The organism is Occultella kanbiaonis, from assembly GCF_009708215.1.
Lineage (GTDB): Bacteria > Actinomycetota > Actinomycetes > Actinomycetales > Beutenbergiaceae > Occultella > Occultella kanbiaonis.
Genome location: NZ_CP046175.1, coordinates 1534012 through 1554294, shown reverse-complemented (window position 1 = coordinate 1554294; position 20283 = coordinate 1534012). Strand labels below are relative to the sequence as shown.

Sequence of the window (20283 nt, the reverse complement as noted above, 5' to 3'; positions counted from 1 at the left end):
GGACGACGGCGGCGCTCACCTCGCGAGGTGAGCGCCGCCGTCGTCGGTGCTTGCTCGGGCCGCTCAGGCGGTCCAGCCGCCGCGGCGGTACGCCGGGGTGCCGAACGCGAGCACCGCGAGCGAGGCGAGCATGGCGGCCACGATCACGATGCTCATCGCGGCAGCGGTGCCGCCGAGCATGCCCACCAGCGGGGCCACCAGGCCGGCCACGCCGGACTGGGCGCAGCCGATCATGGCCGCGGCGGCGCCGGCCCGCTCGCCGTGCCGGGTCAGCGCCAGCGCGGAGGCGTTCGGGGGCACCAGCGAGTTCACCGCGAGCATCAGCCAGAGCGGGATGCACAGGCCGACCAGCCCGCCGAAGCCGGTCACCCCGACGACGAGCAGCACCACGGCGAAGAACGTGGCTATCGGCAACGCGAGACGCATGATCCGGATCGGCGCGAACCGGCGCACGAGCGCGGCGTTGACCTGCGCGCCGAGCACGAGGCCGATGCCATTGACCGCGAACAGGAGGGAGAACTGGTGCTCGCTGAGGCCGTACCCCTCGCGGATCACGAACGGTGAGCCGGAGACGTAGGCGAACAGTGCCGCCATGCCCAGGCCGGGCAGCAGCGCGAGGGCCACGAACTGCCGGTCCTTCAGGAGCACCCCGTAGGAGCCCATCACCGCCCGGGTACTGGTGGAGCGCAGCTCCTTGGGCAGCGACTCCGGCAGGAACCGCGCCACGATGAAGAACAGGATCACGCCGTACAGGGCGAGCGCGGCGAACACCATCTTCCAGTCCCAGATCGAGGCGATGATGCCGCCGATGGTGGGGGCCAGCAGCGGGGCGATCCCGATCACCAGCATCAGCCGGGACAGCACGGCGGAGGCCTCGGCGCCGGAGAGCCGGTCCCGGATCACGGCTACGGCCACCACCCCAGCGGCGGCGTTGCCCATGCCCTGGATCGTCCGCAGCACGATCAGCGGCGCGACGTCCGCGACCAGCAGACACAGCAGCGACGCCACCACGTGCACCACGAGGCCGACCAGCACCGGCAGCCGGCGCCCGTACCGGTCCGATAGCGGGCCGATGAGCAGTTGTCCGAGCGCGCCACCGATGAGCGTCGCGGTGATCGTGAACTGCACCGACGCCGTGCCAGCGGCGAGGTCAGTGACCACCTCCGGCAGCGACGGCAGGTACATGTCCGTGGTCAGGGCCCCGAGCGCGGACATGGCCCCGAGCAGCAGGATCAGCTTCACCGGGGCGCGCCGCCTGGCCGTGGCCGCGACGGGCGTGCCGGGGTCGGCCGGGACCGGCGGCACCGGCGGGACGGTGGCGACGGCGGGGGCGAGCTGGTCGGCGGGCATGGTCGTGTCGATCAAGTCGTCGGAGGAGGGAGCGCTGGGCGTCGGCGCGTGGACGCGCGAGGGCGAGGTGTCAGCAGTCAATCGAGGATTCCCGTGGGGCGGAGGGATGGTCGGGCGGCCGGGAACAGACCCTCGGCAGTCTCCATTGTCGGCGCTCGAAGGGCCGAAGTCGAATCGTTTCGTGTTCGGGTTCTTGTGATGCTGGCGACAGTTCCGCGGCGCGACCCGCCGCACCGGTCCGGGTCAACCGATGGTCCGCGAACAGGCATGGAACGGCCAGGGAACGACGAGGCCGCGCCCGTGGCGGTGGTGCCGCCGGACCATGCCCGGACCGGTTACGGAGCCTGCCGCCGCGGCCCGACCGGTCCGGCCCTCGGGCCCGCCGGTCTCAGCCCTTGGCGGCCTTCGCCGCCGCCTTCGCGGCGCGCTTGGTCTCGCGGACCTTGAGCAGCGACTCGGGGTCCACGACGTCGGCGATCGAGCGGAACGAGCCGGCCTCGCCGTAGGCGCCGGCGGACTCCCGCCAGCCCGCCGCCGCCAGGCCCGCCTGCTTGCCGAGCAGAGCAAGGAAGATCTTCGCCTTCTGCTCGCCAAAACCGGGCAACGACTTCAGTCGGCGCAGCACCTCGGCGCCGTCCGGCTCGCCGGCCGTCCAGATCCGGGCCGCGTCGCCGTCGTAGTCGGTCACGATCGCGGCACACAGGGCCTGGATCCGCCCGGCCATCGAGCCAGGGAACCGGTGCACTGCCGGGGGTGTGGCGCACAGCGCCGAGAACTCCTCGGGGTCCATGCCGGCGATCGTGGCGGCGTCGATACCGCCCACTCGCTCGGCGATCTTGCGCGGCCCGATGAACGCGGTCTCCATCGCCACCTGCTGGTCCAGAAGCATGCCGATCAGGAGCGCGAGGGGATCGGAGGAGAGCAGGGTGTCGGCGTCCGCGTCGCCGGTCAGGTGGAGGTCCATGTGCCGATCCTGCCACCGGTCGCGGGCTCCGACCACCACCGACCAGCCCATGTCTCGGCAAAGTTTTACCCTCCAAAGGGTATTGAAAATGTGGAGGTTGTCTCAACAGAGTAACAATGAACGGCATCGAATCCGGCCGGGATCCGGCCCGGATCGACGGTGGTGCGGTTTGCTCTCAGGCGCATCAGCCTGCGGCTGAGAGCAAATCGTCGTCGGACCGTTCGAGGGCCGGAAAATGGCCGAATTCGGCGTTTGTAGCCCCTCGGGGACCCGCCTACGGTGGATCGACACCATGACCGTCGGGGTGACCCGTCCGGTGCCGCGCGCCCCAGTGGTCGCGCCGCCGGGAGGCTATGCCTCGTCCAACCGAAGGGACCATGATGACATTCACTTCGCGCCGCAAGGCCGCGATGTTCGCGACTGCGGGAGCCGTCGCACTCGGGCTTGCCGCCTGCGGAGGTGGCGGCGACGACGGAGGAGAGACCGGCGGCAGTACCGGCGGCAGCAGCGGCGAGGCGCTGACCCTCGAGCAGTTGCAGGAGGAGGGCACGATCACCGTCGGGTTCGCCGGCGAGGCCCCGTACAGCTTCGAGGAGGGCGGCGAGCTCACCGGCGCCACCGTCGCGCTGCAGGAGCGGATCTGGAACGAGCTGGGCATCGAGAACGTCGAGGGCGTCCAGGCCGAGTTCGGCCAGCTGATCCAGGGTCTGAACGCGGGCCGGTTCGACGTGATCGCCGCCGGAATGTCGATCCTGCCCGAGCGCTGCGAGCAGGCCATCTTCTCCGACCCGGAGTTCATGTACACGACCGCGCTGATGGTCCCCGAGGGCAACCCGGAGGGTCTGACCGACATGCAGTCGATCGTCGACTCCGGCGTTCAGGTGGCCGCCCTGACCGGCGCCATCGAGGCCACCTACGCGACCGACCTCGGCATCTCCGCGATGGAGGTCGGGAACCCGCAGGACGGCTTGGACGCCGTGGTCAACGGCCGCGCCGACGTCTTCGCCCTCACCGGCATCTCGCTCAACTGGATGGCCGACAACAACCCGGACGCCCCGGTCGAGGTCACCGAGTCCTTCGTCGCGAACATCGACGGCGTCGATCAGGTGGGTGCCGGTGGCACCGTCTTCCGGCCGTCCGACACCGATCTGCGGGACGCCTACAACGAGCAGCTCGCGGGCATCGTCGGTGACGAGGCCTCCTACCTCGAGGTCGTCGGCGACTTCGGCTTCACCGCCGAGGAGCGCCCCACCGGTGAGATCACGACCGAGCAGTTCTGCGCGGGCGACATCGGCTGATTCAGCCAGCCTATGAATGACAACATCGATGCGCTGATCGCGGCGCTCCCCGACCTGCGCAGCGGCGTGTTCATCACGCTGCAGCTCACGGTCGGGGGCGTCGTGCTCGCGTTCGTCATCGCCATCGTCCTCGGCCTGGCGGCACGGAGTCCGCGCTGGCCGGCGCGGGTGCCCGCCCGGGTCCTCATCGAGTTCTTCCGCGGCACCTCGCTGCTGGTGCAGCTGTTCTGGTTCTTCTACGTCATGCCACTCTTCGGCATCAAGCTGGACGCACTGCTCTGCGGCGTGCTGGCTCTCGGCCTCAACTACGGCGCCTACGCCGCAGAGGTGGTCCGCGGCTCGATCAACTCCGTGCCCAAGGGCCAATGGGAGGCCGCGACCGCGCTCTCGCTGAGCCCGGTGCGCAAGCTCCGCAAGATCATCTGGCCGCAGGCCTGGGCGATCATGATCCCCTCGCTCGCGAACCTGGCCGTGATGCTCCTCAAGGGCACCGCCGTCGCCTACATCATCCTCATGCACGACCTCACCTGGGAGACCGACCAACTGCGCCAGGAGACCGGCAACACGTTCTTCGCCTACGGCGTCGGCATGATCATCTACTTCCTGATCTCCTATGCCATGGTGCTCGGCGCGAACGCGCTCGAGCGCCACGCGAAGCGCCGACTCGGCCAGGGTCCGCCGAAGGGCGGCCTGTTCAGCGTGCGTATCACCGACAAGGCGACGGCGGACCCGAAGCCGGCCGCGAACGCGGGTAGCAGCGGAGCGGGGGTCGCCTGATGGACTGGTGGAGTTGGGACCGCGCCATCGAGGTGCTCCCCGAACTGCTCGTGGCCTTCGTCAAGGTCACTCTCGTCGCGACCGTGATCGGCTCGGCGATCGCCGCCGTGCTCGGCCTGATCGTCGCGATCGTGCGCCGCACCGCGCCGGCGTTCATCGCCGCGCCGGTGCACGCGATCATGGAGTTCATCCGGATGACACCCATCGTCATCCAACTGCTGTTCGTCTTCTACACGTTCACGTCTGTCGACGGCATGACGCTAGGTGTGATCGTGCTGGGCGTGCACTACGCCAGTTACATGGCCGAGGTGTACCGCTCCGGGATCGACGCCGTACCGAAGGGCCAGTGGGAAGCCGCGAAGGCCCTGTCCCTGTCCCCCGCGCGCACCTGGCGCAAGGTGGTCATCCCCCAGGCCCTCCGGACCACGTTGCCGGCCCTGGGCACCTGGGTGATCTCGATGCTCAAGGACACCCCCTACCTCACCGTCATCTTCGTGGTGGACATGGTGCGGCAGGCCGAGAACTACGGATCGCGAACCTTTGTCTACACCGAGTCGATCACGATGGCCGGCCTGATCTTCCTGGCCGCCAGCTACCCGATCTCGGTCCTGCTGCGCAGAATGGAGAAGCGCCTTGCCACCTACTGATTCCACCGCGGTCGCCGGACAACCGGCGATCCGCTTCGAGAACGTGGTCAAGAAGTTCGGCGACCACACCGTGCTGGACGACCTGAACTTCGACGTCCAGCGCGGTGAGCGGGTCACCCTGATCGGGCCGTCCGGATCGGGCAAGACCACGATCCTGCGCCTGGTGATGACGCTCGAGCACCTCACCGGCGGGTACATCTTCGTCGACGGTGAGCCCCTCACCCACATGGAGGTGAACGGTCGCCGGGTGGAACGCCGTCCGAAGGACATCGCGCGGACCACCCAGAAGATCGGGATGGTGTTCCAGCAGTTCAACCTGTTCCCGAACATGTCCGTGCTGGAGAACATCACCGAGGCCCCGGTGCACGTGCTCGGCAGGTCCCAGGACCAGGCCCGCGCCCGCGGGCTGGAACTACTGGACCAGGTCGGGCTCGCGGACAAGGCCGACGAGCACCCCACGCGCCTCTCGGGCGGACAGCAGCAGCGGGTGGCGATCGCCCGTGCGCTGGCCATGGACCCCGAGATCCTGCTGCTGGACGAGGTCACCTCGGCCCTGGACCCGGAGCTGGTCGGCGAGGTCCTCGGAGTGTTGCGAGACGTCGCCAAGAGCACCGACATCACGATGCTGATCGTCACCCACGAGATGCAGTTCGCTCAGGACGTCTCACACCGGGTGCTGATGTTCGACGGCGGCAGCATCGTCGAGGAGGCCTCCCCCGACGTCATGTTCACCGCCCCGGAGAACGAGCGCACCCAGGCGTTCCTGCAGGCTGTGCTGTAGCAGTCCCGGCCGGCGGGGCACGGACCCGCCGGGCCGTCGACGACGCCCGCCGCGCCCAGGGTGCGGCGGGCGTCGAACGTGCTGGACACCGGCCAGGTGGGTGCCGAGATCGGCAAGTTCAAGGGACCGTTGCCTCTAGGGTTCGGATCATGGTCTCGCCCGCACGCACCCTGGGACGTGGCACCGTCGTCCGCTATGCGATCGGCTCGGTCGGGACCGGGGGCTTCGGCACCCTGCCCGGCCTGGTGCTGCTCATCTACATGACCAACACCCTCGGCGTGAACCCCGCCTTCGCCGGTGCCGCGTTCACGGTGTCGAAGATCTGGGACGTGATCATCGACCCGTGGATCGGCGCGCGCAGCGATCGCAGCCTTGCCCGCACCGGGGCGCGTCGCGGCTTCATGGTGCTCGGCGCCATCGGACTGCCGGTGTTCTTCGTGCTCACCTTCGCGGTCCCGCCGGGCCTGTCTGAGCTCGCGTCAGCCGCGTGGGTGCTCATCGGGTTCCTGCTCGCAGCCACGGCGTTCAGCTTCTTCCAGGTGCCCTACATCGCCCTTCCGGCCGAGCTCGTGGACGGCTACGACGACCGCACCCGGCTGATCTCGGCGCGCGTGATCGTGCTCGCCCTCGCCATCCTCGCCTTCGGCGGCGGGGCGACCGAGATCGTCGGGCTCGTCACCGCGGGCGGCGGAACCGAGTACCTCGGCTACCTCGTGATGGCGGGCGTCGCGGGACTCGTCTTCGGAATCGCGTTCCTCGTCGCCTCGACGGTGGAGCGCAGCGCACGCGGCACCTCAAGGCCGATGGGCGCGACCGAGCCGGAGGACGGTACCGCCGCCTCGAAGGTGGGACTCGGCATGCACTACCGGCGCGGCTGGTCGGCGGTGCGCAGCAGTCAGCCCTACCGCGCGCTGCTCGTCACGTTCGTCGTCCAAGCGCTCGCGATCGGGCTCATGCTCGCGGGTGTCGCCTATGTGGCCGCCGAGATCCTCGGTACCGGGGTAATCGTCCTGTTCCTGTCGCTCATCGCCCCAGCTCTCCTCGTCACGCCGCTGTGGGCGGCGCTCTCGCGCCGCATCGGCAAGGAGCGGGCACTGCGGATCGCGACGGTCGTGTTCGCCGTCGCGGCACTGTCGCTCATCCTGCTCATCTGGTTCCCGGGGCCGTGGCTCTACGCGCCGGTCGCGCTCGCCGGCGCGGCGTACGCAGGCCTGCAGTCGCTACCCCTGGCGATGCTGCCGGACACGGTCGCCCACGACGCGGCGCGGAACGGACCCGGCCGAGCCGGCACGTTCAGTGGCGTCTGGACCGCCGGTGAGACCGCCGGGCTCGCGTTCGGCGGCACCATCCTGTCGATCGTGCTCGCCGTCACCGGATTCATCCCGACCGTCGCCGGACAGACGGCGACCCAGCCCGAGAGCGCGACCGTCGGCATCATCGTGAGTTTCAGTGCCATCCCGGCGGCGCTGATGTTCGGTAGTCTCCTCTCGCTCGCGGGCTACCCGCTGCGCAGGTCCGACATCGACGAGCGCACGCGCCGCGTGGACTCCGAGCCCGCCGCTGGGAACGGAGCCCCCACCGCATGAGCACCTTCGCCGAGGAGCCGGCAATCATCCTCGAGCAGTTGCGCGCGCTGCGTGAGCACGACGCCCCGACGCACGGTGGACGCGTGCTCTCCTACGTCTACGACCCCGGGCTCGCCGAACTCGACGACCTCGCCGCCGATGCCACGCGCCTGATGCAGCCCGTCAACGGACTCGACCCGACGACGTTCGGTTCGGTGGCGGCGCTCGAACGCGACGTCATCGCGTTCGTGCGCGACCTGCTGCACGGCGACGCCGACGTCGTGGGCACCGTCACGACCGGAGGCACCGAGTCGTGCCTGCTGGCCGTCAAGACCGCCCGGGACGCCTGGGTGGCCGCCGGCGGGACGGGCACGCCGCGGCTGGTGATGCCCGCCACCGCCCACGCCGCGTTCCACAAGGCCGCCCACTACTTCGGGCTGACCCTCGACCTGGTCCCGGTCTCCAGCGAAGGTGTGGTGGCGGTCGGCGACCTCGAGGCGCGGCTCGGGGCGGAAGTGGCCCTGGTCGTGGTCTCGGCGCCCTCGTACCCGGTCGCCGGGCTCGACCCGATCGCACCGGTCGCCGCGCTCGCGGCCGCCCGGGGCATCGACGTGCACGTCGACGCCTGCATCGGCGGGCTCGTGCTGCCGTTCTGGCCGGACCTGCCGGCCTGGGACTTCGCCGTCCCCGGAGTCACGAGCGTGAGCGCGGACCTGCACAAATACGGCTACGCGCCGAAGGGCGCCTCGGTGCTGCTGCAGCGTGGCCGGGACCGACAGCGCCTGCAGTACTTCGCCACCACCCGGTGGCCTGGGTACCCGGTGGTCAATCCGACGATCCTCGGCTCCCGGTCCGCCGGCCCTCTCGCTGCCGCCTGGGCGATCACCCGCGCGCTCGGGCTGCCTGGCTTCCAGGCACTCGTCGACTCGACCCGACGTTCGACCGATGCCGTCCTCGACGCGATCGCGGGGATCGAAGGGCTGCGGGTGCTCGGAGATCCGGTCGGCCCGCTCCTGGCGGTCGCCGCCGACCCGGCGGTGCCCGCCGCCGCCCGCGTCGACCCGCACCACTGGGCGGACGCCGTGCGCGGCCTCGGTTTCACGCTCCAGCTGCAGCCTGCGAACGGCGCGATCGGTTCGACGACGCACCTCACCATCACCCCGGTCACCGAGCGGGTCCTACCGGACCTGCTCGCGGCGCTGGCCGCCGGAGCCGACGCCGTGCGCGGCGTCCCGCACGTCGATGCCACTGCGCTGCTCGGTCAGCTGCCGCCGCTCACCGGTCCCCTCGACTCCGACACCGCCGCCATGATCCTGGCCGGCTTCGGCATCGGAGCCGAGGGTGCGCTCCCGGACGCGCTGGCCCCGCTGTTGGCGATCATCGAGATCACCCCGCCAGCGCTCGCCGAGCGACTGCTCACGGAGTTGTTGGCACGACTCGTCGAGCCTGCGCCCGCGGGTCAGCAGCGCTGACCGGAGCACGCACCGTGACCCCGGCTGCTCAGACCCGCACCCCTGAACGGCCGAAGCCCCGCGCACCTTCGGGTGCGTCGGGGCTTCCAATGACCGGACTGCTCAGAACTGCTTGAAGAACAGCGGCAAACGGTCGACATGTTCGGATCGTTCGGCGGACGGGATGATCGCGTCGACGAACCAGTTCAGGTAACGCATGGTTGCTCCGTTTCGGTGGCGAGTCTTCAGAGCACACCCTCGGGCACCTGCAGCGGGACGAATGCCCACGCAATCAAGGGTAGACGCGTGACGGTTCAAGTAGCGCATGAGCGTGGGCCGTTTGTGGGCAAGGTCTCCCTCTTTGACCGCCTGACGCGCCAGTCCTCCTCGATGGCGTCAAGAACTCGCCGTCGCCGTGTCAAGTCAGGGGCGATCAAGGCCAAGGCGCCGGACCACCTGCCGAGCCCGTGCGGTCGGATCCTCCGGGTAGGGCAGTGCCCCGCTGAGCCATAGGCCAGCCAGACCGTGGACGATCGCGAACGCGGCATAGGCATCCGTCCCCTCGTCAGGCTCCTCGCTGTCGCCGGGAGCGTTCTCGGCAACGGTCGCGAAGAGCAGGGTCCAGGCCCGGTCACGCGCGTCCACCAGGTCCTCACTCGAACCACTGAGCAGCCGCGGCTGCCACATCACCGCATAGTGACCGGGATGTTCGAGGGCCCAGGTCACGTAGGCCACGCCCATCTCAAAGATGTCGTCCCGATGCGCCGACAGGGTGTCGTTCAACGCCAGGAAGCCCTGGACGGCCAACGCGGTGAGCAGACCCTGCCGGGTGCCGAAGTGATGCACCGGCGCCGAGTGCGACACCTCGGAGCGACGTGCGAGTTCCCGCAGCGTGATGGCTTCCGGCCCCATCTCCGCCGCCATCGCGGCGGCGTCCGCGAGCAACTGTCGGGGCAGGTCGCCGTGGTGGTATCCGGTCATGACCCGAGCATATCTAGACGTTGACCAGATCGCACGGAGCGGTCAACGGCCCTCAGCCGGCCTCGGCGTGTGCGGTGACCTCGATGACGATGCCGTCCGACCAGGGGATCAGGACCCAGGGCACGAGCGGTGGCCGGCTCACGGCGCCGAGGCTGACCTCGGCGATATCGCCGTCGGGACTCCCGGTCGGATCGATGACGGCGAGGGCCTCGAACTCGTCCGTGACGCCGGCCGGCGCAGCCCGCAGGTACTCCTCGACGGCGGACCGCACGGACTCGTCCGAGAGCGGCAGGTCCACCACGGAGCCACGGTCGCCCGTGTAGAACTGCGCCTCGTCCACCGAGTCGGCGGCGTCGGCAGCGAGTGCGTCGGCCAGGGACAGCAGGCGTTTGCGCTCCAGGTACACCGAGGCGACCGAGGCGACCACCATCACCAGCGCGAGCGTGACCAGCCCGTACACCAGGGACAGCAGCAGGATCTGCCCGTCCTCGCGGCGTTCGCGCAGACGGGCGCCCATGCTCGTCACGGCTGCTCCCGGTAGGTGTCCACGGCGGTCATGGCCTCCGCCTCGATCGCGACCTCCATCGGAAGCGCGTCGGCCATGAAACTCGGCGCCCCCGGCAGTCCGACGGTGGTGTCGACCCTGAGGTGGATGTAGGCACCCGGGCTCAGGCAGGGATCCTCGGCACAGGTCACGGTCAAAGCCTCGCCGCCGTCGACCGTGATCCCCTGGTCCGCGAACGCGAGCTCGACGGCGAGCGCCGCCAGCGCGAGGCCCTCCTCCATGGTCTCGGCATCCGCGATCAACCGGCCGGCATCGCGTGCCGCGCCCTCGGCCGCGAAACTGGCCGCCTCGATCCGGCCGAGGGTGATGATCAGATAGACGATCGGCACCAGCACCAGCAGGGAGATGCCAAGGAACTCCACGACCGCGCTGCCGCGTTCGGCCGCGCCGGCCCGATCGAGCCGGACCCGGAGCCACGCCGCGAGCCTCACTCCTGGACCGCCCTTCCGGTCACGTTCACCACGCCGGACGGCCCGAGCAGGCCGAGGACCGGGATCGGTGCACTCACCCGTACCTCCACCAGCGTCGCGCCCGCATAGGTGACGTATCCGGCGGCAAGATTCTCCGCGTACACGGCAGGCAGCGTGGAGGTGATCAGGTCGGCGGTCCGCTGCTGCCCGGCCGCCAGCGAACTCCCGTCCAGGGCCGCGTACCGGGCTCCCTCCGAAGCGCTGTCGATCAGGACGTTGCGGACGTGCAGGGTGAGCGCCAACTGCACCACACCCAGGACCAGCATCGTCACCAGCAGGGAGACCAGCAGGAAGTCCACGACGGCGGAGCCCCGCTCGGACCTCATGCGCCGAGCACGCGCTCCATGGCGGTGTTGAACACCTGGGTGAGCGCCTCGCCCGCCAGCGCCCAGATCAGGACCACCAGTCCGGCCGTCATGAGCGTGACCAGGACCCACCCCGGCACGTCGCCCCGGTCGCCGTCGGCACGCAGGCGCCGTCGCAATTCGTTCGACCAGCTTCTCATCATTCACCCTTCGTCTACAGGCCCACCCGCAGGACGGATATCCCGGGGAAGACCGCGAACAGAACACTCGTTGGCAACAACACGAAGACGACCGGGATCATCATGAGGATCTCCCGCTTGCCGCCCTCCTCCATCAGCGCCCGCTGGCCCACCTCTCGGGCATCCTGGGCCTGGGCGCGCAGCACGTCCGCGAGCGGTGTGCCCCGCTCGACGGCAGTGGCGACCCCCTCGGTGAACCGGGAGATGCTCGGCAGGGCGACGCGCCCCGACATCCGGTCCAACGCCTGCGTGAGCGGGATGCCGGACCTCACCTCCGCCAGCGTGCGTCCGATCTCTCCGGAGAGCGCGCCGGTGGTGGTGCGCGACACGCGGTCAAGGGCTGCCACCGGTGCCTCCCCCGCGCCGACAGCGAGCGCGAGCAACTCCGCCACGGTCGGGAACTCCGCGATCATCCGGCGCTCACGCGCACTCACCTGTTGGCTCAGCCACTGGTCGCGAGCCAGTGCCCCGCCGATCCCGCAGAGCAGGACCAGGACGGTCAGCGGCACGATCCCAGCCCCGCGGGCGACCCCGAGCACGAGCGCCGCGACCAGTCCGGCGGTGAGGCCGAGCGCGGCCCAGATGACCTGCTCCGTGCGGAACTGCTCCACAGTTGCGGATGAACCGGCGCGGACGAGGCGGCCACGGATCCCCACCGAGGAACTACCGAGACGCTCGAGGAGCCGGGCGGCATCGGCCACGACGGGGCGCAGGAGCCGCTCCAAGGTCGGGAACGGCGTGATCGGTTGCTGCGTCACGAGCAGGCGGGAGGTCGTCGGGCGGTCGCGCAGATACGGCGAAACACGGTCGATCAGGCGGACCCGACGAGCGGACACGCGCCAGAGGACGAGGCAGAGCCCCACGCCGAACATCAGTCCCAGTGCGGCTCCGGTCAGCGCGGGGTTCTCGAGACTCATCGAAGCACCCGCACGTCCTCGGGCAGTCGCCCGATCCGGACCATCAGCAGGTAGGCGGCCGCGGACGCGGCAGCGCCGCACAGCAGTACCGCCGCGCCGACGGCCGTATTGAACGCGGCGGCTGTCTCCGGGCGGGTGCTGAGCAGGGCGAGCACCAGCCAGGGCGCCCCCGCCGCGAGCCGTGCTCCGTTCACGGTCCAGGACTGACGCGCCTCGAGTTCACCGCGGGCGCGCAGGTCGTCGCGCAGGAACGCGGAGAGCGTCCGCAACAGCCGGCCGAGATCGGTGCCGCCCACGTCCCTGGTCAGCCGCAGCGCCTCGATCAGGCGGTCCGCGACCGGGTCGGCGAGGCGAGCCTTGAGCCGGTCGAGCGCGTCCGAGAACCTGCCGGTGGCCCGGTAGTCGTCCGCGAACGCCCGGAACTCGGCCCGCATCGGTTCCGGACCCCGCTCGGAGAGGCTGATCAGCGCCTCGGGCAGCGACATGCCGGCGCGGATCCCCGAGTTCAGGTCATCGACCACCTCGGGCCAGAGCTCACGCAGTTCGGTACGTCGCCTTCGGGCGCGGGAGCGCACATACGCGCCCGGGGCGAGCGCGACCAGCACCGCGAAGCTTGCCGCGATCGTCGGCGAAGCGGTCATGGCGGCCGCGACCACGAACGTGACCAGTCCGATCGCGACGCTGGTGCCGTAGAAGGCGGCCGGGCGCACCCCCGGCATTCCTGCCTGGACCAGCAGATCCTGGGTGCGCTCACCACGCTGAGTCGATCGCTGTTGGCGCGGCTGCTGGGGCCAGAACGACCACCAGATGCACAGCAGGCCCACCCCGAGCAGCAGACCCGCGACCGTGCCCATTCCCTCAGCCCGCCGCCAGGAGTTCCTGCAGCCGGAATCCGGCCCGTGTGAATCGCTCCTCATGCGGCGGGAAGCCACTGGCCCGGGTGAGTTCGGCGTCGCGCCGCTCGAACAGAGTGGTGATCTCGATGATCCCGCCCTCCGACCGGCCCGACAGTCCGATGATCTCCTGAACCCGACGGCGTCCCCGGGAGTCGAGGTCGAGGTGCACGACGAGGTCGACGGCGGCAGCGACTGTGGGCACCACGAAGCGGTCGGACACGTTCTCCCCGGCCAGCAGCGGGAGGGTCGTCATCTTGACCACCGCCTCCCGCGCCGAGTTCGCGTGGATCGTGCACATCCCCGGGATCCCGGCGTTGAGAGCGATGAGCAGGTCGAGAGCCTCCGCCTCGCGGACCTCCCCGATGATCAGCCGGTCGGGCCGCATGCGGAGCGCCTCCTTCACCAGCCGGCGCAGCGGGATCTCCCCCGTGCCCTCGAGGTTGGCCTGACGGCACTGCATCGCGACCACGTCCCTGGCCGCGAGTTGGAGCTCGAAGACCTCCTCACAGGTAATGACATGCTCGTTCGAGGGGATCGCACCGGCGAGGGCGTTCACCATGGTCGTCTTGCCCGCCTGGGTGGCGCCGGACACGAGGATGTTCAGGCCGGACACCACGGCGGCCTCCAGGAAGGTGGCCGCCTCCGCCGTGAGCGAGCCGAGTGAGACGAGGTCGGCGACCCGCTTGGCCCGGACCACGTACTTGCGGATGTTGATCGCCCAGTGCCGACGCGTGACATCAGGGATGACAGCGTGCAATCGCTCCCCGCCGGGCAGCGAGGCGTCCACGAAGGGGTTGCTCAGGTCCAGGCGGCGCCCGGAGGACCGCAGCATCCGCTCCACGAGGTCCCGGATCGCGACCTCGGTGAGGATCGTGTTGGTCAGTTCCGCGCGACCGCTCCGGGCGACGAAGACCTTGCCCGGCTCGTTGATCCAGATCTCCTCGATCTCCGGATCGTCGAGGTACTGCTGCAACGGACCGAGGCCGCTGATGACGTCGTGCAGGCTCTTGGTGGTGAGGTCGAGATCGTCGAGGCGCGGCACCAGACCGAGCAGCGAGCGCTCCTCGTAGTCCGCGACCGCGGCCGCGATCAGTCCGCGCACCCCCACGTCGTCCCGCTCGGGGTCAAGCCCTCGACGGCGGATGAGTTCGCGCACCTCTTCCTCGAGGAGTGCCACCCCTTCGCCCATCGGGTCCCCCATCACCCCCGCACCGCGCCTTTGCCACAGTGAAGTGCGTCACAACCTAGCCGAATCATCACGGCCTGAGAAGGCCTGTGGATAACTCCAGCGGCCCTAAACCCGCAACGATAGCCAACCTCCGTGACTGTTGCGAGGAACCAGGTCCTTGCTGGCGGGGAGTTCGGGACCCGAGCGGCAACAGGCCATCCGGACCGACCTGAAGTCCGTTCACTTCGAACTCCCCCTTGACGCGGAACCCACCGGGGGTGCAGTCTACCTGTCACGTGTTAGGTGACACGTGACAGGTAGAGGAAGTAGCAATGATGCACAGACAACCTGAGATCACTCGGCGCGTGGCGCTCGGCGCCCTCGGCGTCGCCGGCGCCGCCACCGTCGGACTGTCCTGGCCCCGCCTGACCGCGAGCGACATCCCCGGCCGCGGCGAGGACGTGCTGACGGTCGCGATCCTCGGCACGTCCCAGGACGCCGCGGCCCGGCAGAGCCTGGTGGACGCGTTCACCGAGGCCCACCCGGACATCCGCGTGCGGATCCAGGCCATCCAGGGCAACGACTGGGGCGACTTCTTCTCGAAGATCCTCACGATGATCGCGGCCGGCACTCCGCCGGACGTGGTCAACGTGGCCACCGAGGGCACCCAACTGTTCGCGTCCCGGATGGCCGAGCCGCTGGACGCCTACGTCATGCGCGACGCCGCCGAGCTGCAGGAGTACTTCGACGACGTCCACCCCACCCTGCTCGAGGCGTTCATGTACGAGGGCAGCCTGTTCCAGCTGCCCACCGACTTCAACGCCGCGAACATGTACCTCAACACCGAGGCGCTGGACTCCGCCGGCCTGGAACGACCGCCGGACGACTGGACCAAGGACGACTTCACCGACCTGTTGCGCGCGATGCGCGCCACGAACGCCGACGACTTCGTGCCGTACTTCTGGACGAACCGGCTGTTCGGTGGCCTCGTCCCCTGGCTCTACGTCAACGACACCAGCTTCCTCACCGAGACGAAGGCCCCGGGCGGCGCCTGGTTCTGGGACCGCTTCTACCCCGGCGAGCAACGCAGCGGCGGCTACCGGTGGCTCGAGTCCAACGCGGAGGACCCGCTCGTGGCCGAGTCGGTCGAGTACCTGCGTGAACTCGTCGCGGAAGGGCTCGGCACCCGCCCGGAGGAGGGCGGCGGCGGCGCCCTGGTCGGCCTGTTCGCATCGGGACGTATCGGCACCACGCCCGCCGGTGGGTACTGGGCGCAGGGCCTGCACGAGGCCGGCATGGATCCCGACGGCTTCGACGTCCAGTTCTTCCCGCGGTGGCGCACCCAGCGCCACCAGTTCGGCGCGGCCGGATACGCGATCATGGCCACGTCCGAGCGTAAGGACGCCGCCTGGGAGTGGGTCAAGTTCTCCGCCACCAAGCCCGCCATGGAACTCGCCTACCCGCGCCCGACGACGACCCCGACCCGCCGCTCCATGGTCAACGAGGCGTTCTACGCCGACACCGGCCCCCGGACCTGGCAGGTCTTCTACGACACGCTCGACACGTTCCCGACCACCAGCCCGATTCCCGCACCACCACAGCAGGCGGCCGTCGAGACGGCGCTCATCAAGAACGTCTCCGCCGCCGTCAGCGGCAGCGCGGCCGGCGTGCCGGGCGCCCTGGCGGCCCTGGACCGCGACCTCACCCAGGCCCTGAGGAGGATGTCATGACCACCGCCGCCCTACCCACCGCACGCGCCGCCGTCGACCGGGGTTCCGGCCCCCGCAGCCAGGGTCCGGCCTGGCGCCGGCGCGTCGTGGTGCTGACGTTCCTGGCCCCCACCATCATCGGCATCGGGATCTTCACGCTCGGCCCGATCCTGGCCTCGATCCTGCTCGCGTTCTTCCGGTGGGACATCATCACCGACCCGGAGTTCGTGGGGCTGACGAACTTCGTGGACGTCGTCGCCGACCCGACCGTGCGGATCTCCTTCATCAACACGCTCGTGTTCGTGGTGGTCGCGGTGACGCTGCAGATCGCTGTCTCGCTGGCTCTGGCCGTCCTGATCTCACAACGGATGCCCACGTGGGCGCGCACGTTCTTCCGCTCCGTGTTCTTCTTCCCGCTGATCCTGTCCGCGGCGAGCGTCTCGATCGTCATGAGGTACCTGTTCAACGAGGAGTTCGGCGTCGTGAACTGGCTGCTCTCGCTCGTCGGGATCGGCGGCGTGCCGTGGCTCACGTCCCCGACGGCGTCCGCGGTCGTGATCGTCCTCGTCTACGTCTGGCAGCAGTTCGGCTTCACGTTCCTGCTCTTCGTGGGCGGCCTCGCGTCGATCCCCACGGAGGTCTACGAGGCCAGTTCCATCGACGGCGCCACCGGCTGGCGGCAGTTGCGCTCGATCACGCTGCCGCTGCTGTCCCCCACGATGCTGGTGGCCTGCGTGATGGCGGTGATCTCCGCGCTGCAGATCTTCGACCAGCCCTACGTGCTCACCCGCGGCGGTCCCGGGGACGCCACCCGTACCGCGGTGATGGTCATCTACGAGTCCGCGTTCCGTCAGCTCGAGTTCGGCCGCGCCAGCGCGATCGGCGTCGTCCTGATGCTCCTGATCATGGGCGTCACCGCGCTCCAGTTCCGCCTGTCCCGCCGCTTCGTCTTCTACCAGTGAGAGGTCGACGATGACCACCGCAACCGTCACCCCGCCCGCCCGCACCACCAGCACCGCCCCGCCGCGGCGCCGCACCAGAGCCGTACCCAGTCCGTCGACCGTGGCCCGAACGGCGTTCCTCGTGGTCGCCGCGGCGCTCACGCTCGGGCCGGTGATCTGGACCGTCTCGACGTCGCTGCGCAGCCCCGCCGAGTCCTTCACACTGCCGCCCCAGCTCATCCCGACCGACCCCGACCTGACCCCCTACATCCAGGTCTTCTCCCAGATCAACATGGGTCTGCTGACCCTGAACTCCGCGCTGGTCACCGGCTTCATCGCCGTCGGGCAGATGCTGACCGCGGCCCTGGCCGGGTACGCGTTCGCCCGCCTGGAGTTCCGCGGCCGCAGCCTGTGGTTCTCCCTCGTGCTTGCCACGATGATGGTCCCGGTCCAGGTCACGATCGTGCCGGTCTTCATGATCATCCGCGGCATGGGCCTATCCGACACGCTCCTCGCGCTGATCCTGCCCGCCATCCCGACGGCGTTCGGTACGTTCCTGATGCGCCAGTACTTCCTCGGCCTACCGGTCGAGCTCGGCGAGGCGGCCTCGATCGACGGCGCCGGACCGTGGCGCACGTTCGCCTCGATCTACGCGCCGCTCGCCCTGCCGGGCCTGGCCATCATCGGCATCCTCGCGTTCAACTTCCACTGGAACGAGTTCTTCCGCCCCCTCATCCTCACCATCAGCGAGCAGAACTTCACCCTGCCCCTCGGACTCGTGTCCCTGCAGGGCAACATGGGCACCGGGTCCATCTCGGTGGTGCTCGCCGGTGTGGTGCTGTCCATGATCCCCGCCCTCGTCGTATTCCTGTTCGGGCAGCGCCCGTTGCGCGAGGGCCTGACCGCAGGAGTCTCCAAGTGACCGACACCTCCACCACGCTCGACCCTTTCCCGCGCCTGCACATCCGACCGCCGCAGGGCTGGGTGAACGACCCGAACGGGATCGGCCACTGGGACGGACGCTGGCACGTCTTCTACCAGTACAACCCGGACGCCCCGGTGCACGCGAACATCCACTGGGGGCACTCGTCCTCCGCAGACCTGCTCACCTGGCGCGACGAGCCGGTGGCACTCGCCCCCCGTTCGGACTCCCTCGACGCGGCCGGGGTGTGGAGCGGTGTCGCAACGATGGACGACGGCGAACCGGTCCTCGTGTACACGGCCGTGCCCGATGTCGCGGCGAACGCAGGCGTGGCCCTCGCGCGGCTCGACGCGGACGGCACCTGGGCGCCGGGCACAGAGTTGGTGGCACCGGCACCCGGCGGGGACCTGCGGGAGATCCGCGACCCGTTCGTGTTCACCGCCGGCGGCGCCCGGTACGCGCTCATGGGCGGCGGGCGCGCCGACGGCACCCCCGTGGTGCTCGTGTACGCGGCGGACGACCTGGACCGCTGGGACCTGCTCGGGAACCTGCTCGACGGGACCGACGGCGTCGCGGCGGACGTGGCGCCCGGCAAGATCTGGGAGTGCCCGCAGCTCGTCGAACTGCCCGACGGCGAGGGCCGGGTCCGGTGGGTCCTGATCCTCTCGCTGTGGGACGACGCCCACGACCACCACCTGCGCGGCGTGGCCGCGCTGGTGGGCGACCTCGACCTGACCGGGCCGCACCCGAGGTTCAGGCCCGACGGCGGGCATCTGCTCGACGAGGGCCCCGACTTCTACGCACCGCAGGCGCTGGCCGGCCCGGAGCGGACCCTGCTCTGGGGCTGGACCTGGGAGTCCGGCACACGTTCCCCGGAGGAGGTCGCCGCGGCCGGGTGGGCCGGTGCGCTGACGTTCCCACGCGAACTCGTGCTCGACGGAACCACGGTGGCATCCACACCCGCCCGCGAACTGACAGGGCTGCGCCGGAGTCAGCTCGTCGTCGCCGGATCCGAGGTCCGCGTGGACGCACCGGCCTGGGAGGCTTCGGCCGCCGGCGCGCTCGCCGTCGTGCTGTCGGGTCCGGAGGGCGAGCGGGAGGTCTGGCGCACACCCGCACACGCGGCGGGTGAGCGCTCACGGGTCCTTGTGGACGGGTCGGTGCTGGAGGCGTTCGCGGGCGGCGCCGCGCACACGGTGCGGGCCTACCCCGGAGCCGGCGAACAGTGGCTGATCCGGGCCGCCGGTGGGTCGGCGGGCGGACCGGCCGAGCCGGAACTCAGCGTGTGGGAACTGGGCCGACCGAGTCCCTGACCACCAGCTCGCAGGGCACGAGCACGTCCGCCTCGGGCAACGGCTCGCCGTCGAGCACGGTGGCGAGCAGGAGCTCCATCGCGAGTTCACCGATGCGCCGGTGCGGCAGGTCGATCGTGGTCAGCGCCGGTGACATCTCGGCGGCCACGTCCGTCTCGTCGTCGTAGCCGACCACGGAGACGTCCTCCGGCACCCGTAGGCCGAGCCGGGCGGCGGCGAGGACCACGCCGACCGCGACCCGGTCGCGCGCGCACACGAACGCCGTCGGCCGCTGCGCCGCCGGTGCGTCCAGCAGGGCGCACGCGTGCCGCACGCCGGTCTCGATGTTCCACCCGGCGTCGATCACGCGGGCCTCGCCGGCGCCCACCTCGAGGGCGGCGCGCTCGAAGCCGCGCCGACGCAGCGCGGTGGCCGGGATGTACTCGGTCTCGCTCGCATCGCGCCCGGCCAGCATCACGACGCGCCGGTGCCCGCGCTCGAACACGGCGCGAGCGGCCCGGTAACCGCCCTCCTCCTCGTCGGCGATGACTCCGGCCGGCCCGCCCGCGGCGAAGCAGTTGGCGAGCACGGTGGGCAGCTCGACCATGGCCGGGTCCGGCGTGATCTCGCGCATCGACATGGCGGCGTGCAGGAACGCGTCGACCTGACGTCCGAGCAGCGCCTGGACCATCTGGTGCTCGCGCTCGTCGTCGAGCCCGTAGTCGGCCACGATCGTGAGGTAGCCGCGCTCGAAGGCCACCTCGCGGGCGCCCTGCAGCAGCGGGCCGGCGAACGGGCTCGTGGTGATCTCGTCGGTGACGATGCCGACCGTCGCGGTCGAGCGGCGCCTCAGGTTCACCGCGGCCGCGTTCGGCCGGTACCCGAGCTCGGCCGCAGCCGCGTGGATCCTGGCCTGGTTCGCCGCGGAGATACTGCCCTCGCCCCGCCCGTTGAGCACCAGGGAGACGGCCGTCCGGGACACGCCCGCGCGGCGTGCAACATCGGCACTCGTCACTGTCACCGCAGCCTCCCTGAATCGTGTCAG

General features: G+C 70.2%; 21 protein-coding genes. 10 read left to right on the top strand and 11 right to left on the bottom strand.

Annotated elements, in window-relative coordinates; all coding sequences use genetic code 11:
- Positions 1 to 63 precede the first annotated feature (63 nt).
- Both GKS42_RS06925 and GKS42_RS06920 read right to left on the bottom strand, forming a co-directional pair.
- Positions 64 to 1350: a multidrug effflux MFS transporter gene (locus GKS42_RS06925; RefSeq protein WP_154793168.1), complete on the bottom strand. Its 1287-nt coding sequence runs from the start codon at positions 1348 to 1350 to the stop codon at positions 64 to 66.
- Positions 1351 to 1738: 388 nt separating this feature from the next.
- Positions 1739 to 2314, bottom strand: coding sequence for an HhH-GPD-type base excision DNA repair protein (locus tag GKS42_RS06920; RefSeq protein WP_154793167.1), 576 nt, complete (start codon positions 2312 to 2314; stop codon positions 1739 to 1741).
- A gap of 380 nt (positions 2315 to 2694) precedes the next feature.
- Between GKS42_RS06920 and GKS42_RS06915 the strand changes: the two genes are divergently transcribed.
- The 6 genes from GKS42_RS06915 to GKS42_RS06890 all read left to right on the top strand — a co-directional run bounded on the left by GKS42_RS06915 (position 2695) and on the right by GKS42_RS06890 (position 8854).
- On the top strand, positions 2695 to 3612 hold the full coding sequence (locus GKS42_RS06915) for a transporter substrate-binding domain-containing protein (RefSeq protein WP_210769386.1): 918 nt from the start codon (positions 2695 to 2697) through the stop codon (positions 3610 to 3612).
- Positions 3613 to 3624: 12 nt separating this feature from the next.
- Positions 3625 to 4389: an ectoine/hydroxyectoine ABC transporter permease subunit EhuC gene (gene ehuC / locus GKS42_RS06910; protein ID WP_154793166.1), complete on the top strand. Its 765-nt coding sequence runs from the start codon at positions 3625 to 3627 to the stop codon at positions 4387 to 4389.
- Positions 4389 to 5036, top strand: coding sequence for an ectoine/hydroxyectoine ABC transporter permease subunit EhuD (ehuD, locus tag GKS42_RS06905; RefSeq protein ID WP_207632246.1), 648 nt, complete (start codon positions 4389 to 4391; stop codon positions 5034 to 5036). Before ehuC ends, ehuD begins: the two co-directional genes overlap by 1 nt.
- The gene (gene ehuA, locus GKS42_RS06900; RefSeq protein ID WP_232847966.1) at positions 5023 to 5817 is read left to right on the top strand and encodes an ectoine/hydroxyectoine ABC transporter ATP-binding protein EhuA; all 795 of its coding nucleotides are present in this window, start codon (positions 5023 to 5025) and stop codon (positions 5815 to 5817) included. Before ehuD ends, ehuA begins: the two co-directional genes overlap by 14 nt.
- Before the next feature lie 149 nt (positions 5818 to 5966).
- Positions 5967 to 7403 carry an MFS transporter gene (locus tag GKS42_RS06895; protein WP_154793164.1) on the top strand — a complete coding sequence of 479 codons (1437 nt, stop codon included), beginning with the start codon at positions 5967 to 5969 and terminating at the stop codon, positions 7401 to 7403.
- Positions 7400 to 8854, top strand: a complete 1455-nt coding sequence (locus GKS42_RS06890; protein WP_154793163.1) for a pyridoxal phosphate-dependent decarboxylase family protein — start codon at positions 7400 to 7402, stop codon at positions 8852 to 8854. Before GKS42_RS06895 ends, GKS42_RS06890 begins: the two co-directional genes overlap by 4 nt.
- Positions 8855 to 9256: 402 nt before the next feature.
- Here GKS42_RS06890 and GKS42_RS06885 read toward each other — a convergent pair whose 3' ends face one another.
- From GKS42_RS06885 to GKS42_RS06850, 8 genes are read right to left on the bottom strand one after another with little or no spacing between them, the layout of a single operon-like run.
- The gene (locus GKS42_RS06885) at positions 9257 to 9814 is read right to left on the bottom strand and encodes a TetR/AcrR family transcriptional regulator (RefSeq protein WP_154793162.1); all 558 of its coding nucleotides are present in this window, start codon (positions 9812 to 9814) and stop codon (positions 9257 to 9259) included.
- A gap of 52 nt (positions 9815 to 9866) precedes the next feature.
- Positions 9867 to 10340 carry a pilus assembly protein TadG-related protein gene (locus tag GKS42_RS06880; RefSeq protein WP_435529667.1) on the bottom strand — a complete coding sequence of 158 codons (474 nt, stop codon included), beginning with the start codon at positions 10338 to 10340 and terminating at the stop codon, positions 9867 to 9869.
- Positions 10337 to 10810 carry a TadE/TadG family type IV pilus assembly protein gene (locus GKS42_RS06875; protein ID WP_154793161.1) on the bottom strand — a complete coding sequence of 158 codons (474 nt, stop codon included), beginning with the start codon at positions 10808 to 10810 and terminating at the stop codon, positions 10337 to 10339. Before GKS42_RS06875 ends, GKS42_RS06880 begins: the two co-directional genes overlap by 4 nt.
- Complete coding sequence (locus tag GKS42_RS06870; protein ID WP_154793160.1) at positions 10807 to 11175, bottom strand: TadE/TadG family type IV pilus assembly protein; 369 nt, start codon at positions 11173 to 11175, stop codon at positions 10807 to 10809. Before GKS42_RS06870 ends, GKS42_RS06875 begins: the two co-directional genes overlap by 4 nt.
- Entirely contained in the window at positions 11172 to 11357 is a 186-nt protein-coding gene (locus tag GKS42_RS06865) for a hypothetical protein (protein ID WP_413230899.1), read from the bottom strand. The genes GKS42_RS06870 and GKS42_RS06865 overlap by 4 nt, the downstream gene beginning before the upstream one ends.
- An 11-nt stretch (positions 11358 to 11368) precedes the next feature.
- Positions 11369 to 12310 carry a type II secretion system F family protein gene (locus GKS42_RS06860; protein WP_154793158.1) on the bottom strand — a complete coding sequence of 314 codons (942 nt, stop codon included), beginning with the start codon at positions 12308 to 12310 and terminating at the stop codon, positions 11369 to 11371.
- Entirely contained in the window at positions 12307 to 13164 is an 858-nt protein-coding gene (locus GKS42_RS06855; protein ID WP_154793157.1) for a type II secretion system F family protein, read from the bottom strand. Before GKS42_RS06855 ends, GKS42_RS06860 begins: the two co-directional genes overlap by 4 nt.
- A 4-nt stretch (positions 13165 to 13168) precedes the next feature.
- Positions 13169 to 14395 carry a TadA family conjugal transfer-associated ATPase gene (locus tag GKS42_RS06850; RefSeq protein WP_154793156.1) on the bottom strand — a complete coding sequence of 409 codons (1227 nt, stop codon included), beginning with the start codon at positions 14393 to 14395 and terminating at the stop codon, positions 13169 to 13171.
- Positions 14396 to 14709: 314 nt separating this feature from the next.
- Between GKS42_RS06850 and GKS42_RS06845 the strand changes: the two genes are divergently transcribed.
- The 4 genes from GKS42_RS06845 to GKS42_RS06830 are packed head-to-tail and all read left to right on the top strand — an operon-like array spanning position 14710 to position 19259.
- Positions 14710 to 16104: an extracellular solute-binding protein gene (locus tag GKS42_RS06845; protein ID WP_210769385.1), complete on the top strand. Its 1395-nt coding sequence runs from the start codon at positions 14710 to 14712 to the stop codon at positions 16102 to 16104.
- Entirely contained in the window at positions 16101 to 17045 is a 945-nt protein-coding gene (locus GKS42_RS06840) for a carbohydrate ABC transporter permease (RefSeq protein ID WP_154793154.1), read from the top strand. Before GKS42_RS06845 ends, GKS42_RS06840 begins: the two co-directional genes overlap by 4 nt.
- Before the next feature lie 10 nt (positions 17046 to 17055).
- Positions 17056 to 17946, top strand: a complete 891-nt coding sequence (locus GKS42_RS06835) for a carbohydrate ABC transporter permease (RefSeq protein WP_154793153.1) — start codon at positions 17056 to 17058, stop codon at positions 17944 to 17946.
- Positions 17943 to 19259: a glycoside hydrolase family 32 protein gene (locus GKS42_RS06830; RefSeq protein ID WP_168217773.1), complete on the top strand. Its 1317-nt coding sequence runs from the start codon at positions 17943 to 17945 to the stop codon at positions 19257 to 19259. The genes GKS42_RS06835 and GKS42_RS06830 overlap by 4 nt, the downstream gene beginning before the upstream one ends.
- Here the strand turns inward: GKS42_RS06830 and GKS42_RS06825 are convergent.
- Positions 19225 to 20259, bottom strand: a complete 1035-nt coding sequence (locus GKS42_RS06825) for a LacI family DNA-binding transcriptional regulator (protein ID WP_210769327.1) — start codon at positions 20257 to 20259, stop codon at positions 19225 to 19227. The two genes, GKS42_RS06830 and GKS42_RS06825, sit on opposite strands and share 35 nt — an antisense overlap.
- Between the last annotated feature and the right edge of the window lie 24 nt (positions 20260 to 20283).

Bases quoted from the DNA above. Each gene is read 5' to 3' on its own strand.
- GKS42_RS06870 (WP_154793160.1), bottom strand. From the start codon at position 11,175: ATGAGGTCCGAGCGGGGCTCCGCCGTCGTGGACTTCCTGCTGGTCTCC.
- ehuD (WP_207632246.1), top strand. From the start codon at position 4,389: ATGGACTGGTGGAGTTGGGACCGCGCCATCGAGGTGCTCCCCGAACTG.
- GKS42_RS06865 (WP_413230899.1), bottom strand. From the start codon at position 11,357: ATGATGAGAAGCTGGTCGAACGAATTGCGACGGCGCCTGCGTGCCGAC.
- GKS42_RS06845 (WP_210769385.1), top strand. From the start codon at position 14,710: ATGCACAGACAACCTGAGATCACTCGGCGCGTGGCGCTCGGCGCCCTC.
- GKS42_RS06915 (WP_210769386.1), top strand. From the start codon at position 2,695: ATGACATTCACTTCGCGCCGCAAGGCCGCGATGTTCGCGACTGCGGGA.
- GKS42_RS06920 (WP_154793167.1), bottom strand. From the start codon at position 2,314: ATGGACCTCCACCTGACCGGCGACGCGGACGCCGACACCCTGCTCTCC.
- ehuC (WP_154793166.1), top strand. From the start codon at position 3,625: ATGAATGACAACATCGATGCGCTGATCGCGGCGCTCCCCGACCTGCGC.
- GKS42_RS06925 (WP_154793168.1), bottom strand. From the start codon at position 1,350: ATGCCCGCCGACCAGCTCGCCCCCGCCGTCGCCACCGTCCCGCCGGTG.
- GKS42_RS06850 (WP_154793156.1), bottom strand. From the start codon at position 14,395: ATGGGCGAAGGGGTGGCACTCCTCGAGGAAGAGGTGCGCGAACTCATC.
- GKS42_RS06860 (WP_154793158.1), bottom strand. From the start codon at position 12,310: ATGAGTCTCGAGAACCCCGCGCTGACCGGAGCCGCACTGGGACTGATG.
- GKS42_RS06885 (WP_154793162.1), bottom strand. From the start codon at position 9,814: ATGACCGGATACCACCACGGCGACCTGCCCCGACAGTTGCTCGCGGAC.
- GKS42_RS06855 (WP_154793157.1), bottom strand. From the start codon at position 13,164: ATGGGCACGGTCGCGGGTCTGCTGCTCGGGGTGGGCCTGCTGTGCATC.
- GKS42_RS06835 (WP_154793153.1), top strand. From the start codon at position 17,056: ATGACCACCGCAACCGTCACCCCGCCCGCCCGCACCACCAGCACCGCC.
- GKS42_RS06895 (WP_154793164.1), top strand. From the start codon at position 5,967: ATGGTCTCGCCCGCACGCACCCTGGGACGTGGCACCGTCGTCCGCTAT.
- GKS42_RS06840 (WP_154793154.1), top strand. From the start codon at position 16,101: ATGACCACCGCCGCCCTACCCACCGCACGCGCCGCCGTCGACCGGGGT.
- GKS42_RS06890 (WP_154793163.1), top strand. From the start codon at position 7,400: ATGAGCACCTTCGCCGAGGAGCCGGCAATCATCCTCGAGCAGTTGCGC.